The sequence below is a fragment of the Carnobacterium divergens genome (assembly GCF_900258435.1).
Taxonomy (GTDB): domain Bacteria; phylum Bacillota; class Bacilli; order Lactobacillales; family Carnobacteriaceae; genus Carnobacterium; species Carnobacterium divergens_A.
Map to the genome: position 1 here is coordinate 2095264 of NZ_LT992558.1, position 15383 is coordinate 2110646.

Genomic DNA, 15383 nt, shown 5'->3' on the forward strand with positions numbered 1-15383 from the left:
TTCAATCATATTCTTCTTTATTATACACAAAAAAGCGGACAAATGTTCTCTCTCCTCTTAAAAAAATCAATTTCTATTGCCTTTTTAACAAAAAAAACTCTTAGTAGATTTCCTACTAAGAGTTTTAATTATACGATTATTCCCCTAACTGTTGAACTGTCAAACGACGGTAATAAACTTGTTCTGAAGTTTTTAGGTAAGGAGTGATGTAAAAACTAATGGCAATAAAATATAGCGCTAAAACAAATGCCAAAATTATTGATGTAACAACTAATGGAGATGTTCCATTATCCATTCCACTGATACCTATGAAAAAGACAATGAACCAAATAATAATTGGTACGATATACCATAGTATGAATGATAACTGTAAAAAGAAGAAATTTGCTTTTTTGCCGTCCATCAATTTACGACTCGCTGTAATTGCATCTAAAATGCCAATCTCTGGATTATCTTTCATGATATTCAATGCTTGGCTATAACTATATGACTTAATAATACCAGGAACCACTAATAATAATGACCATAATGCAGTGAAAATACCCATCATAATAATTAAACCTAACACTTTGAAAAAGTTTTTATTAAATACTTGAAAAATTGATCCGATTGAATAATTTTTTCCATCTACTAAGTCTAAAAATGACCATTTATACCCAACGTCTAACACTGAGCTAATAATTTGAGTAATAATTCCTAAAACAACTGATACAGACATTGTGCCAATCATTACCGATGTCATCGCGATAAGATCTGCTTCACTAATATCTCCGCTACTTGCGCCTGCCAAACCACCTGCAATTGATCCAACACCAGAAATCATATTGGTTACCATTGACATCGCAAAGCCAATTAATCCTAACACAATAAACCCACCAATAGCCGTTCCCCAGTTGCCTTGCAAGCTATTTTTAGCTTCAATTTTAACTTCTTTAATATTCATAAAATCCTCCTTTTTTAAGTTGCTTAAAAGTCAACTCCTATATAAAGGATAAACTATTCTTATATTCTTGTCTACAAAATAACTTGAATTTTTTATTTATTTTTCTTCTATAAATTGATTAAATAAAAAAGCCTGCAAAAACGGCAGACTTTTTTAGGTTTACTTATTCTCCTTCATGGCAGCTTTTAATGCCAACGCTAAAGGACTCTCCACTTCCTCTTCACTTTGACTATACTTTTTAAGCATTTTCTTTTCTTCGTGTTTTGACATTTTTTTATTTTTCTTATCTCCTATTTTTTCAGAGATATTACAGAACTTACATTTGAAATAAGCCCCATTTTTGCCTTCATGAATTTCCATTTTTTTATGGCACTGCGAACAGCGATGCATCGATATTTTTGGATCTTTTCTACGGCGGTAAGAACACTCCGTATTGCTACAAACTAAAATTTTGCCATCACGAGCATTTTTTTCTTTTAACTTTTCACCGCAATCTGGACATGTTTTATTCGTTAATGAGTGATCGGTGTATACTTGATTGCTTGTCTTGATCTCTTTTACTAGGCGTGTTGTTTCAGCTTCGATTTGTTTAATAAAGACTTCTTTTTTTAATTTGCTCGCAGCAATCTCTTCGAGTGCTTTTTCCCATTTCGCAGTTAAATCCGGTGTGACAAGTGTTGGATTAACCAGAGTCAATAATTGTCTTCCTTTAGGCGACACACTTAATTTATTTTGTGCACGTTCCATCAACTCACTGCTGATTAATTTTTCAATAATTTCAGCTCTTGTTGCGGGGGTGCCTAAACCCGTTTTCTCCATTTTTTGCAAGAGGGTTGCTTCTGTCAAACGACTTGGTGCCTCTGTCAAATGTTTATTGATTGCAAATTGTGGATTTTTTAACGCTTCGCCTTTTTTATAAGAAGCATTTACTTTAGGTGCTTCCACTTGTTTCCAACCGGATTCAATCACTTCTTCTTGTTGACATTGGAATTGAATGCCTTCAACTAAAAATTGATACGTCGTTTTTTTAGCTTGATAGGCTGGTAAAAACAATCCTAAGAAGCGCTCTACAACCATTCGGTAAATTTTCAGCTCATCACTTTCCATTTTTTCAACTCTTGGTCGTTCTTCCGTCGGAATAATCCCATGGTGATCGGTTACCTTGCTATTATTGAAAACCCCTTTTTGAGTGACTTGTCCGCCATTTCTCAAAGCTTTCTTTACCACATCCGGTGAAAAACCTTGAACCGCATGTAAACGATCTTTCATAGTTGCGGCCATATCGGTTGTTAAATGCTTTGAATCGGTTCTTGGGTAAGACAATACTTTATGACGTTCATACAAAGTCTGCATCAAACCTAACGTTTTCTTAGCTGAAAATTGGTAACGTTTATTAGCATCTCGTTGTAATTCAGTTAAATCATAAGGAATAGGTGCATACTCTGTTTGAATTTTTTCTTTGATTTCATTTACTTTAACTGGTTTACTTTTTAATTTAGCCGCCAATTCTTCGGCTTCTTTACGATCCTTAAATTTGGTTTTAGCGCCTTCAATCAAAGTTGCTTTTTGACCATCCACCATTAAGCTGACGGTATAAAATGTTTCTGGCATAAACGTTTCTATTTTTTCTTCTTGTTTGCGTACCATTGCTAAAGTAGGTGTTTGAACACGTCCAGCTGACAAACTGTCTTGATATCTTACTGTTAAGGCTCTTGTTACATTTAAGCCAACCAACCAATCCGCTTGGGAACGTGCTATTGCTGAATCGTATAATGCATCGTATTGCTTACTTGGTTTTAGATTTTTAAATCCTTCTTTAATGGCTTTGTCCGTTTGAGAAGAAATCCATAGACGCTTAACAGGTTTATTAAAGTGAACATACTCTAAAATCCAACGCGCAACCAACTCCCCTTCTCTTCCGGCATCTGTTGCAATTACAGCACTGTCAATGTCTTTGCGGTTCGCTAATTGTTTAATCGCTTTTAATTGATGCCCTGTATTTTTTAATGGTTTAATCGCCATTTTTGGAGGAATTAACGGCAAACTTTCTAAATCCCAATTGGCCCATTCTTTTTTGTAATCTTCTGGCATTTTTAAACCTAATAAATGACCTAATGCCCAAGTTACAATAACGTCTTTTCCTTCTATATAGTTCTTATTTTTTTGAGTAGCGCCAAGAACACGAGCAATTTCTTTTCCGACACTAGGTTTTTCTGCAATAATTAATGTTTTCATTTCATTTCCTTTCTATTTTGAAGCTGTCGGTTGAAACACTTCAAAAGGTCGATCATCTTTTAAAAGCATGATGCTATGGAATAATTGTATGTCATCTTCGCAATCTTCGCAATATCGTATTTCTGTTTCATTCCAAAATGCAGTTAAATAAGACTTTTTTGTTTCTTTATAAGGATACTGCATTTCTAACTCTGAATAAATTTGTTGATACGCTTGGCTGGCTTCTTGAAAAGTCGCATAATCGTTTTGCGAAACAATATCGTCTTTCCAATCATCAAAAAACCACCAGGGTTCGTATTCACCATATAATGCAATCACTTGATACAAATAGATCCCCTCCTGTTTTTTATCTTAATTCAAGTATATCATGACTTGCTCTAATTGGCTTTTTTGTAGTTTGATTGACTAATCACAAATTCATCGTTAAAATACTTATATTGTTACGTATTAGAAAGGAGAGGATTTGATGAAAACCATTCGTATGAAGGTAAAAGGTCGCGTGCAAGGTGTTGGATTTCGTTATATGACAAAGATGGTTGCCGATCAAATTGGCGTATTTGGAATTGTACAAAATGAAACAGATGGATCCGTTTATATTGAAGCAAATGGTGACTCAGATAAAATCGATTTATTTATTGCTAAAATAAAACAGTCTCCCACCCCTAGTGGACGAGTCGACGATCTCCAACTTGAAGAAGATGCATCTATCAAAATTCGCAACAAATTTTCAGTAACTAATTGAAATCTGACCGCGATTCAAGTATAGTTAGAAATGTTACCTATTAAATTAATCAAAGGATTGTGAAACATGAATAAATTAAAAAAATTACTTTTAACAAGTAGCGTATTAAGTCTTGTCCTTTTCTTATCTGGTTGTATGAAAACTGATAAAAATGGGAATGGAACAGGTCTTATTTATGACTATCTTGTTGTGCCAACAGGAAATTCTATCATTTGGTTAGCGGACTTGTTTAATGGCAGTTATGGAATGGCGATTATTTTTATTACATTAATCGTTCGTATCATTATTTTGCCTTTAAATTTAAATCAAGCGAAAAAATCAATGATTCAGCAAGAAAAGATGGCTGTCATTAAGCCTGAAATGGATGTTATCCAAAAGAAACAAAAAGAAGCTGTCACACAAGAAGAAAAAGCTGCTGCTCAACAAGAATTGATGGCACTTTACAAAGCCAATAATATGAGTATGACTGGTGGAATCGGCTGTTTGCCCATTCTCATCCAAATGCCTATTTTCACTGCGATGTATCAAGCAATTCGCCTCTCTCCTCAAATTGCAGAAAGTAATTTCTTAGGACTTAACCTTGGCGATAAAAATGTCTATCTAGCAATTGCTGCTGGTTTAGTTTACGTCGTGCAAGCATACCTTTCAATGATTGGCATGCCTGAAGCTCAGAAAAAACAAATGCGTATGATGATGTTTATGAGTCCAGTAATGATCTTAATTTTCACACTCCAATCACCAGCTGGTCTTGGTCTTTATTGGTTAGTCGGTGGGGTCTTCGCTTGTTTCCAAACTTTAATTACAAATTTGTATCACAAACCTAAAATTAAAGCTGCAATCGCAGAGGAAATGAAAAATCGTCCGATTCAACCTGCTGTTGTTCAAAAAGCTAAACCAATTAAAGCTGAAGAAATCAGTGCTGCTTCAAAAAAGAATACACCTAATCCTAAAAAAGGACGTAACTCAGGTAAACAGAATCGCTAATTCAATAAATAAAAAAGAAAGGAGCTAGTGACCTGAGTCACTAGCTCCTTTCTTTTAATTTTCCTTTAATATCGGCAAACTAATTCTAAAAATCGTACCATGATTTAAAACACTTTCAACAGAAATTGTTCCTTGATACCCATCTAGCAACTCCTTGGCGATAGCTAAACCTAACCCATTTCCACCTTTGTCTCGACTTCTTGCCTTATCGATTCGATAGAAACGATTAAATATTTTTTGCAAATCCCCTTGACCAATTCCTTCACCAAAATCTTGAATGGCAATTTGAATAGCGTAATCATCTTGAGCTACTGAAATGTGAATCTCTTTGCGATCTGTTGAATATTTTACAGCGTTGTCCAATAAAATAATCAAAATCTGTTCAAAATGGTTTCGGTAAATTTGAACATTTACATCTTCATCCACGTCATCATCTAAATTAAAAACAAAATCAGGATGAATCATACTAAAATTATTAAAGGTTTGGTGAATCATATTTTTTACATTTGTTTTTTCATGTTTATAATGGATTTCCACTTGTTCTGCTCTAGAAAGATCTAGCATTTCTTGTACTAAGCTCTTCATCCGTTCGATTTCTTGTAAGGATGCAGACAAAGACTCGTCTAAAATAACAGGATCTTCTTTTCCCCAACGATTTAGTAGTTTTAAATGACCTTCCATAATAGCTACTGGCGTCCGTAATTCATGAGAAACATCCTCAACAAATTGTTTTTGTTGCTCAATGTATTTTTGCATTTTATCTAGCATGTCATTGAACAGTCTTGTCAAATCGGATAACTCGTCATTTGAATCAGGGACAACCATTCTTGAACGAGACTGTGTATCCTGTCTGACATCGTTCATTGTTCGCGTCATTAGCTTAATTGGTTTTAAGAAATTAATAGCTAATAAATAACCCAATACACCACTCACAATCAAGGCTAAACTTCCCATTGTCAGCATTACCAAAACAATTTTATTGCTCATTTCATGATAACGCAAGAGTTCATTGGTTACTTGCACATAGCCAATAATATTCTGGTTTTGACTTGACATAATCGGCATCGTTCCTGAAAATCCGTCTTTTCCATCAATTTTAATCGGCTCGATTACCGTGTACGCCGTTTTATTAAACTTTGCATGACTGGCTCTTGATTCATATAACAATCTTGAATTTGGATCAAAAACTCTAACTACAACACCTGCTTCATTTATTTTAGCGTACAGTGTATCAATCGAATCGTAAGAACTGTCATCAATCAAAAAGCGTGAATCTACTTCTGTCGAATCATTTGTAGTCGGAAAATTCGGTTGTAACGTTTGGGTTACTTTTTCATTAGTTAAAGAAGTCGGCTCTAATTTCAACTTATTCGACACTGCAAATAATGTATCTTTTACATTTGCATGCTCTTGTGAAATCATCATCTGTGTAAATCCCATAAAAATAGCGACAGAAAAAAGAGTGTACGTAAAAAAGATGGCCATACTTGCGCCAATCGTCCACTTCCATTTAAGAGAAACCCGCTTTTTCAATTTGGGTTTCTCCTCTTTTTCACTGTCAATAATTTTATTGCTCACGAGCGCATCACATAACCCGTTCCACGAACTGTTTGAATGTAGCTTTCTTCGTTAGGAACATCAATTTTATTACGTAAGTAACGGATATACACATCCACCACATTCGTTTCAACTTCAGTTTCATAGCCCCATACTTTATTTAAAAGAACATCTCTTGCTAAAACAACGTTCACGTTTTCCATCAACGCTAATAACAATTCATATTCACGTTTCGTTAATTCAATCACTTCATCCCCGCGTCTAACAACACGGTTCTCTTTTTCAACCGTAATATCACGATAAGTGACCGTTGTTTGTTTGGTAATATTTTGTTCGCCCTCAATATCAATTCGACGGAGTAAGGCACGTAAGCGTGCTAATAGTTCTTCAATCGCAAAAGGTTTCACAATGTAATCATCCGCTCCATGATCTAAACCAGAAACACGATCAATCACAGAATCTCTTGCAGTCATCATAATAATCGGTGTATTCTTCACTTGACGAATACGACGACAAACTTCAATTCCGTTTAATTCAGGTAACATCAAATCAAGTAAAATAGCATCCCAATCATCTGAAAGAGCTGCTTCAAGTCCTGCTCTACCATTATTTTGAACTTCAGTTTCATACCCCTCATGCTTTAATTCTAGTTCAACAAAGCGTGCTAAATTCTTCTCATCTTCAATAATTAATATTTTATGCATACCTATTCACCTTTTCCTTTATACTCAGTGGATTTATTCTTGCACTGCGACTTTAGTACAATAACATGTTTGACCTCTTACTACAATCTATTTCTAATTGAATTTTCACTTCATTTTACCATAAATAAATAAAAAATAAACGTTATACACCTAATTCATTCATATTTACTTTTTTTCAGACTAAATTCATCATTTTTTTTCAAAAAATAAAAAAACATTGAGAAAATAATAAGAATCCTTATTTTTATGCTATAGAAAATTATTGTAAAGCTATGCCAAAACTATTTATTATATTGTGACATAACCAACAAAGTGATATAATTGAACTACTGTTATAGTTGTTTAAACAAGCGCTTTTCAAGTAACAGACAACCTTTTAAAGGAGGAAACGATGGCTAGAAAAATGTTGTACCCAAAATCAAAAAAAAAGCATCCCATAAGAAAGGTTATTAGTCTTGTACTAATTATCTTACTATTGACAATCGGATTTTTCTGTTTATACAAAATTAAGGTAAAAAACGAAAAAATAATTTTTAGATCTCCCATTATTTTTATCAGTCAGAATAGTTTTATCAATGAAAAGACAATTTCTTCTTCTATAAAAAACGAAGTCACAATAGAAATTTTAGATAAAGAAATTTTACCTGCAACTCATAAAAAAGATTCTTCCGTAACCCTTGAACTTGAAATTCAAGTAAAAAATAATCGTAACCAAGCAATCACTATGAACTATTCCGATTTTTCACTTATCAAGGATGACGTTCGTTACAAGCCAGAATTAGAGTTTTCTACTGACTATTTAGTTCACGACACACTTAATCCTGGTATTTCTATTACCCGAAAACTTTCTTTTAGAGTTAGTGAGGAAACGGCTCTTAGTAAAAAAGTGCTTTTAGTCACAGATAATAAAGAATGGATTAGCAACTTAGATAGACCAACTTCAAACTAAAAAAGCGTGGAAAACATCTTGGGAAGAAAGTTCCCTATTGTTTTCCACGCCTTTTATTTTTAATTTAAAAATTTATTTATTTTCTTCCCCATACCAATCATAATGATAAACGCCTTCTTTATCCGTTCTTTCATACGTATGAGCACCAAAATAATCGCGTTGTGCTTGGATTAAGTTCGCTGGTAAGTTTTCTGAACGATAAGAATCGTAATAAGCAATAGCTGATGAGAAGGTTGGAATTGGAACACCTGCTTTAACGGCAATTCCCACAACATCACGAACAGCATCTTGATAGTTTTTCGTAATCTCAATGAAATACTCATCTAATAACAAGTTTTTCAATGCTGGCTCACGGTCATAAGCATCTGTAATTTTTTGTAAGAAACGAGCACGGATAATACATCCTGCACGGAAAATCTTAGCAATTTCACCATATTGTAAATCCCAGTTGTATTCTTCACTTGCAATACGCATTTGAGCAAATCCTTGTGCGTAGCTCATGATTTTACTAAAGTATAACGCTTGACGAATTTTTTCGATAAATTCTGCTTTCTCTTCTGTTAATTTAAATGCAGCTGGTTTTGGTAGAACTTTGCTTGCATTCACGCGTTCTTCTTTCATTGCTGAAATGTAACGTGCGAATACGGATTCTGTAATTAGCGGAAGTGGCACACCTAAATCCAACGCACTTTGTGACGTCCATTTACCTGTTCCTTTATTTCCAGCACGATCTAAAATCACGTCAACAATTGGTTTTCCTGTTTCTGGATCTTTTCTTGTTAAGATATCAGAAGTAATTTCCATTAGATAACTATCTAATTCTCCATTATTCCATTCTGTGAAGACTTCTGCTGCTTCTTCTACAGTTAAACCCGCAACGTCTTTTAAGAGTGCATAAGACTCTGCTATCAATTGCATATCGCCATATTCAATTCCATTATGAACCATCTTAACATAGTGACCAGCGCCATTTGGGCCAATATAAGTGACACATGGTTCGCCATCTTCTGTAGCCACAGCTGCAATTTTTTCAAAAATAGGTGCAACTAAATCGTAGGCCTCTTTTTGTCCACCAGGCATGATTGCAGGACCTTTCAAAGCTCCTTCTTCCCCACCTGAAACACCTGTACCAATAAAGTTAATACCTGATTGATCCAACTCTTCATTACGACGAATTGTATCTTTAAAGAAGGTATTTCCTCCATCAATTAAAATATCGCCTTTATCTAAATGAGGCAACAACGCTTGAATCGTCATATCGGTTGGTGCTCCTGCTTTAACCATAATCAAAATACGACGTGGTTTTTCAAGAGAAGCCACAAAATCTTCTATTGTATAAGTTGGCACCAATTTTTTATCTGGATGCTCTGCAACAACTTCTTCAGTTTTAGAACCTGTACGGTTAAAAATAGAAACGCTATATCCTCTGCTTTCAATATTTAAAGCTAAGTTTTTACCCATTACTGCCATTCCGATAACGCCAATTTCTTGTTTCGACATTTATGAAACGCTCCCTTCAAATGCTTGCATTTTAAAACTCTTCATTATCGTACCAAATATTTGCTGAAAATAAAAGAATTGATTTCTTTTATTCTTTTATTTACTACTTACAACCGTTACGATTTGATACGCTAATTCTGCAGCTTTTTTTAATTCCTTAGTTGGAATGTATTCATGAACCGTATGAATTTTCTCATATCCAATGGATAAGTTGGTGGTTGGTTTGCCTTTTCCATTAAAAATATTTGCATCACTTCCGCCACCGCTTGTTTGATAATTAGGATGAATGCCTAAATTCATAATTGCTTTAGCCGCAACTTGAACAACTGGACTTTCTTTAGTAAATCGGTAACCGTCGTAATTCTTTTTAGTTAAAACCGCTGCCGAACCGCCCATGTCAGATGCAATCGTTTCAAACGTTGATTTCATGTGGTTCACTTGATTTTCACACGCTTCTTTTGACAATGACCGCGCTTCTGCAATCACTTCTAAGCGATCCATTACAATATTAGTAGCTGTCCCACCACTGATTAAACCAATGTTTGCTGTTGTTTCTTCGTCAATTCTGCCTAGTTTCATATGATGAATGGCATTTGCTGCAATCTGAACTGCTGAAATTCCTTTTTCAGGAGCTACTCCCGCATGAGCCGTCACACCTTTAATCAAGGCTTCGATACGATATTGAGTCGGACTTCCAACTGTAATGCTTCCAACTGGACCACCTGTATCTAGAACGAATCCGTAATTCGCAGAAAGTTGCTTAACGTCAAACGCTTTAGCACCAACTAATCCGCTCTCTTCCCCAACTGTAATCACAAATTCAATTGGACAATGAACCATTTCTGATTCCTTTAGTGTTTGAATGAGTTCAAATAAAATCGCAATCCCAGCTTTATCATCTGCACCCAAGATAGTCGTTCCATCGGTTTGAATCACACCATCTTTGATAATAGGTTGAATATTTTTTCCTGGCATGACCGTGTCCATGTGACAAGAAAAGAAAATCGTCTCCAGACTGTCATCTCCAGCTAATACCGCAATCAGATTGTTCGCACCAAACCCTGTTTCTCCCTTGGTTTGATCTTCAGTTACTTCTAATCCTAGTTTTTCAAATTCTGATTTTAAATAAGGTTGAATCGCTTCTTCTTGTTTGGTTTCTGAATCGATTTTCACCAAATCAACAAACCGTTGAATAAGTCTTTCCTCGTTGATTAACATTGACTACCACTTCTTTCTTGATTGTATTCTTTATTTTAAGTGAAACGACTCATTTGTGCAACTCTTCCTACTTTATAGTTTATTGAAGTTATTTGGATTGTTCTAGTGTATAATGAAACCATGAGTTTATGAAAAATGGATAAGGAGATTTCACTTATGATTCAAGGTTTTCGTACAAATGGTGTTGGTGAATTAATTACTGACAATCAAGAAATAAGTGGTGGTTGGATTAATGTAAACGACCCTACTGATGAAGAAATTACTAAGTTAGTTAAAACATTCAATTTTCCAAGAGATTATATTACCAGTGTCTTAGATGAGAATGAAAATTCAAGACAAGAAATGCTAAAAGAAGAAGATGAAGATGCTGCTTCTCTTATTGTTATGCAATACCCTCACTTAATGATTGGTGAATTGGGTTACATCGAGTATGTGACACTTCCTATTTCAATCATTTTAACTAAAAACACCTTGATTACTGCTTCAAAACATACACCCTTATTCATTACAAAAATGATTCAAAACCAAGAAGGGTACAAAATTGACACAACTCATCAAGAGCAATTTGTCTTACGCCTTCTATGGCACATTTCAGCTTCTTATATTCATTTTTTAAATGATATTGATGATGAAACAAAAAAATTAGAGCTACAACTTACGAAGTCAACTAAAAACGAACAGCTTTTTGCTTTGATGGCTTTGCAAAAAAGCTTAACTTACTTCTTAACCGCCATATCTAGCAACCGTCCGATTCTAGATATTATGAAAGAAACCGATCGTTTTAGTAAGAATGCTGTCGCTCGTAGTTTCTTGCATGATGTAATTGTTGAAAATGAACAAGCTGAAACGATGATTCATCAATACCGAGAAATTTTAGATCAAGTTAGTAATGTGTTTTCAGCTGTTGTTTCAAATAATTTAAACAACATTATGAAGATTTTGACCTCTATTACAATTGTTTTAACTATTCCTACTATTATTGGCGGAATTTACGGAATGAACGTTGACTTGCCATTATCCCAAGCTCCAAATGCTTTTTGGATTGTTTTGTTATTGATGTTGATTATTAGCATTATTACAGCTTGGATTTTAAAAAAGAAAAACTATTTTTAAATCATCACTTGAAAAAGCTGTCTCATTAAGTGTAAAATGATAGAGACTATTTAAAAAGAAAGTGAGGAACTATTCTTGAAAAATAAAGATATCTATAAAACAAGCTATAAGAAAAAACAACCTACTAAAATGGAAAAAATAACAAAAATCGTTGTTTGGATTATGTTATTCGCAATGATAGGTTCAGGTGTACTATCCGTTGTCTATACTTTATTCTTTAACTAAAAAAGAGAACACTCTCCATAAGAGTGCTCTCTTTTTTTGTTTAGCGATAAATTGCTTTGATTGGGTCCATTTTTGCTGCATTAATTGCAGGAATAATTCCAAATAGAATCCCAGTAAAAATCGACACAACTGTTGAAATAATAAAGATTTGAGGCGTCATTACAGGAATTATTTGGACAAATGATCCTAGTAATTTAGATAGACCATAACCTAATGCGATTCCTATCAATCCTCCGATTAAAGTGATAAAAGCGGCTTCAAGTAAGAATTGTAGTAAAATCGTTCTTGGTTTAGCTCCAATTGCTCGTCTAATCCCAATTTCACGTTTTCTTTCAGTTACCGAAACATACATAATATTCATCACGCCAATCCCACCAACAAGAAGTGAAATTGCTGTAATTGCCATTAAAAATCCTGTCATTCCACCAACAGCATCTTCCATCATTTTTTGTTGTTGCTGTGCACTGTCGTTTTCTTTGAAAATTCCTTTTACCTCTGGATGGGCTTCGGTCATTCTATTAACGGCTTCATCTAAAACTTGTTGGCGATCCGCATCAGGTTTTAATTTCAAATTAATTCCTTGGATTTGTTTTGATTTTGCCAACTCATTATAAGAAGCTCTTGAAACAATGCTGCTTCCAACGGTATTCCAATCTAACTCCATGCTTTCGCTTTGAGAAAGGTTATTGTAATCGAACTTTTCTTTAATTCCAATTACCTTGTACATATAACCATTGATTGAAACAGCTTGATTCACCATTTCTTCTGGTTTATCCATTTTAATTTGATTATCAAAGACACTATAATCTAAAATAATCACATCACGATTGGCATCTCTGGATTCGATTTGACGACCAAAAGCTAAGGGAACTTCCCCAGTGTTAGGCGTTGCCATCAAGCCTGCTTTTGCCCCAAAATAGTCCATATTGACATCAATATTGTCGCCACCTGCGGCTCCTCCATAATCTGGATAGATTGCATCAATGCCTTTAATGTCTTTTATTTTTTTCAAATCAACTCTTGTAAAAGAAAAATCACTGTCCTTATAACTAATATAGTTCATTCCATCTGATTCTTCGTCTTCCATACTGTATTGAATTTTCATAATATTCGCATTGGTATCATTAGCTGACATTACCTGTTTTTTCATCCCGGCACCTAAAGTTGAGATACAGACCACCGATGTGATCCCAATAATAATTCCAACCATTGTTAAAAATACGCGAAGCTTGTGTGCTCTTAAACTTAAAAAGGTGCTGATTAAAATATTGATAATCATAAAGTCACCCCATTTTCTACAAAGACGCCATCTTTCATTCGAATAACTCGAGTTGCGTATTTTGTCATATCTTCATCATGCGTTACCATGACAATTGTTTTGCCTTCTTTATTTAATTCGCTTAGTGTGGTCATAATTTCTTTTCCTGTCTCACTATCTAAGGCTCCTGTAGGCTCATCTGCCATAATCAACAACGGATTGTTCACTAAAGATCTTGCAATCGCTACACGTTGCTGTTGTCCACCTGACAACTCCGTAGCACGAGACTTTAATTTTGTTCCCAAACCGACTAAGTCTAAATATTTTTTTGCTCGTTCGTGTTTTTCGCTACTTTTTTTGACCCCTTGATAAACCATTGGCAATTCAACATTTTGAATGACATTTAAAGAATCAATCAAAAAGAACTGTTGAAAAACAAACCCAAAGAACTGATTGCGATAATCCGACTTCTTATTTTCGGATAAAGAAGACACATCCGTTCCTTTAAATAAATACGTTCCATCTGAAATGCGATCTAAAAACCCAATAATATTCATCAAGGTCGTTTTACCACTCCCTGATTTCCCCATAATCATAATGAATTCACCCTCATAAATCGTTAGGTTTAATGATTTTAGGACATGAAGTTTTTCTTTTCCCATTGGAAAATACTTATTGATTTCCTTTAGCACAATCAAAGGGGTTTTTTCATTTTTTTCAATATCCATTGATTACGCCCCCTTAATTTTCAACTGTAACATTGCCATTAGCAGCATCTGTTTTATCTGAATGATCGCCTTCTAGTAAATCGCCTTCTTTAACTTTTTTCTTAGAAGATACAATCACTTTATCAGCAGACTCAAGTCCTGATGTTACTACTGTATTTTTTCCTTTTTCTTCGCCAGTTTGAATTTCACGACGAATCACTGATCCAAAATCATTGACTAATACGTAACGAATATCCCCTTCAGTTTGGATTGCTTTCGTTGGAATTTCAATTGGATCGTTGCTTAAATTAATGGTTGCTTGTACATGGTAGCCATTCTTTACACCTTCAAATGAATCTAAGGCTAATTTAACTAGGTAAGATGACATACCCGCTTCTGCACCTGCTGTAGCATCTGCAGCACCTTCAGCTCCAGCTGTTTCTGGCGGATTATTATCTATATAAGTGATTTTCCCACTTACGGTTTTACCTGTTGGAACAATTTGAATATTGGCTTTTTGATCAATCGTAATTTTCGCTAAATCTTTTTCATTTACTTTTCCAGATACGTAATAGCCTTCAGATGTTAATTTTAAAATTGGAGCATTTGCATCCTTGATTTCTGGAATGGCTACTTGTCCTCTAAATTTTGCTGTTGTATTCACATATTGTTTTTCTTTCAAATTAGCAATTGTACTTGTTGAAAATTGAATGTCTTCATCAATTGTTGCTAAGGCTTCCGTATATTCTGATTCTAATGCACTTTTTGAGGTTGTTCGTTCTTCTTCAGGTGTTGCATTAAAACTAGCAATTGCTTTATCTCGTCTGGCAATTGTATTGCTGCGTTTTGTTTGATTTCTACTTACTGTATTGTTTTGTTCTTCTATCAATTGGGTAACTTCTTTATCTTCATAAGTAAATAAAACCGTCCCTTGATCTACAATATCGCCATTGTTTACTTTAATTTCTGGCTGTGTTCCTAGTTTTTCATTTTTAGCAAATGATTCTGTTTGATCTGGTGTCACCACTCCATTGATGTATACTTGCTCAACATCTGGTACGTCAAAATAGTCAATTCCATCATCGACTTTAGCACTTTTCCCAGCCTCTTCTACTGTACTTGATTTCATCATACTTTTTACTACGAATCCACCAATAATTAATACAACCACTACCACAATACCAACGATCCACTTTTTCTTCATTGTAAGCCTCCTATTTTTTAATTAATAATTCCTAATAAGTATAT

The 15383-nt window shown here is 34.5% G+C and carries 15 protein-coding genes; 5 read left to right on the plus strand and 10 right to left on the minus strand.

The annotated features are described in order from the left end of the window. Positions 1-136: 136 nt before the first annotated feature. The 3 genes from CDIMF43_RS10500 to CDIMF43_RS10510 all read right to left on the minus strand — a co-directional run bounded on the left by CDIMF43_RS10500 (position 137) and on the right by CDIMF43_RS10510 (position 3496). A complete protein-coding gene (locus tag CDIMF43_RS10500) occupies positions 137-943 on the minus strand; it encodes a DUF975 family protein (RefSeq protein ID WP_074403269.1) in 807 nt (268 codons plus the stop codon). 159 nt (positions 944-1102) lie between these two features. Continuing rightward, entirely contained in the window at positions 1103-3178 is a 2076-nt protein-coding gene (locus CDIMF43_RS10505) for a DNA topoisomerase 3 (protein ID WP_109841939.1), read from the minus strand. 12 nt (positions 3179-3190) lie between these two features. Continuing rightward, on the minus strand, positions 3191-3496 hold the full coding sequence (locus tag CDIMF43_RS10510; protein ID WP_233218350.1) for a DUF1033 family protein: 306 nt from the start codon (positions 3494-3496) through the stop codon (positions 3191-3193). 148 nt (positions 3497-3644) lie between these two features. Between CDIMF43_RS10510 and CDIMF43_RS10515 the strand changes: the two genes are divergently transcribed. Together CDIMF43_RS10515 and yidC are read left to right on the plus strand one after the other, a co-directional pair. After that, entirely contained in the window at positions 3645-3920 is a 276-nt protein-coding gene (locus CDIMF43_RS10515; RefSeq protein ID WP_074403275.1) for an acylphosphatase, read from the plus strand. Between the two features lie 66 nt (positions 3921-3986). Next, positions 3987-4904 carry a membrane protein insertase YidC gene (gene yidC / locus CDIMF43_RS10520; RefSeq protein WP_109841940.1) on the plus strand — a complete coding sequence of 306 codons (918 nt, stop codon included), beginning with the start codon at positions 3987-3989 and terminating at the stop codon, positions 4902-4904. A gap of 54 nt (positions 4905-4958) precedes the next feature. On the opposite strand, the gene CDIMF43_RS10525 is transcribed toward yidC, so the two are convergent. Both CDIMF43_RS10525 and CDIMF43_RS10530 read right to left on the minus strand, forming a co-directional pair. Continuing rightward, positions 4959-6437, minus strand: coding sequence for a HAMP domain-containing sensor histidine kinase (locus tag CDIMF43_RS10525; RefSeq protein WP_233218315.1), 1479 nt, complete (start codon positions 6435-6437; stop codon positions 4959-4961). Positions 6438-6478: 41 nt separating this feature from the next. Continuing rightward, complete coding sequence (locus CDIMF43_RS10530; RefSeq protein ID WP_034568891.1) at positions 6479-7165, minus strand: response regulator transcription factor; 687 nt, start codon at positions 7163-7165, stop codon at positions 6479-6481. Between the two features lie 391 nt (positions 7166-7556). Between CDIMF43_RS10530 and CDIMF43_RS10535 the strand changes: the two genes are divergently transcribed. After that, a complete protein-coding gene (locus CDIMF43_RS10535; RefSeq protein ID WP_109841941.1) occupies positions 7557-8114 on the plus strand; it encodes a DUF4352 domain-containing protein in 558 nt (185 codons plus the stop codon). Between the two features lie 72 nt (positions 8115-8186). Here the strand turns inward: CDIMF43_RS10535 and gndA are convergent, their stop codons facing one another. Both gndA and CDIMF43_RS10545 read right to left on the minus strand, forming a co-directional pair. Continuing rightward, positions 8187-9614 carry an NADP-dependent phosphogluconate dehydrogenase gene (gene gndA, locus CDIMF43_RS10540; RefSeq protein WP_109841942.1) on the minus strand — a complete coding sequence of 476 codons (1428 nt, stop codon included), beginning with the start codon at positions 9612-9614 and terminating at the stop codon, positions 8187-8189. A 96-nt stretch (positions 9615-9710) separates the two neighbouring features. After that, positions 9711-10832, minus strand: a complete 1122-nt coding sequence (locus CDIMF43_RS10545; RefSeq protein WP_074403283.1) for a M20/M25/M40 family metallo-hydrolase — start codon at positions 10830-10832, stop codon at positions 9711-9713. 156 nt (positions 10833-10988) lie between these two features. On the opposite strand from CDIMF43_RS10545, the gene CDIMF43_RS10550 reads away from it, so the two are divergent. Then, the gene (locus CDIMF43_RS10550; RefSeq protein ID WP_034568881.1) at positions 10989-11945 is read left to right on the plus strand and encodes a magnesium transporter CorA family protein; all 957 of its coding nucleotides are present in this window, start codon (positions 10989-10991) and stop codon (positions 11943-11945) included. A gap of 75 nt (positions 11946-12020) precedes the next feature. Then, positions 12021-12170 (plus strand): DUF4044 domain-containing protein, encoded by a 150-nt coding sequence (locus CDIMF43_RS10555; RefSeq protein WP_074403285.1) that lies wholly within the window; start codon positions 12021-12023, stop codon positions 12168-12170. 40 nt (positions 12171-12210) lie between these two features. On the opposite strand, the gene CDIMF43_RS10560 is transcribed toward CDIMF43_RS10555, so the two are convergent. From CDIMF43_RS10560 to CDIMF43_RS10570, 3 genes are read right to left on the minus strand one after another with little or no spacing between them, the layout of a single operon-like run. Next, positions 12211-13449: an ABC transporter permease gene (locus tag CDIMF43_RS10560; protein ID WP_109841943.1), complete on the minus strand. Its 1239-nt coding sequence runs from the start codon at positions 13447-13449 to the stop codon at positions 12211-12213. Then, complete coding sequence (locus tag CDIMF43_RS10565; protein WP_074403287.1) at positions 13446-14156, minus strand: ABC transporter ATP-binding protein; 711 nt, start codon at positions 14154-14156, stop codon at positions 13446-13448. Before CDIMF43_RS10565 ends, CDIMF43_RS10560 begins: the two co-directional genes overlap by 4 nt. Before the next feature lie 13 nt (positions 14157-14169). After that, positions 14170-15339 carry an efflux RND transporter periplasmic adaptor subunit gene (locus tag CDIMF43_RS10570; RefSeq protein ID WP_074403288.1) on the minus strand — a complete coding sequence of 390 codons (1170 nt, stop codon included), beginning with the start codon at positions 15337-15339 and terminating at the stop codon, positions 14170-14172. Between the last annotated feature and the right edge of the window lie 44 nt (positions 15340-15383).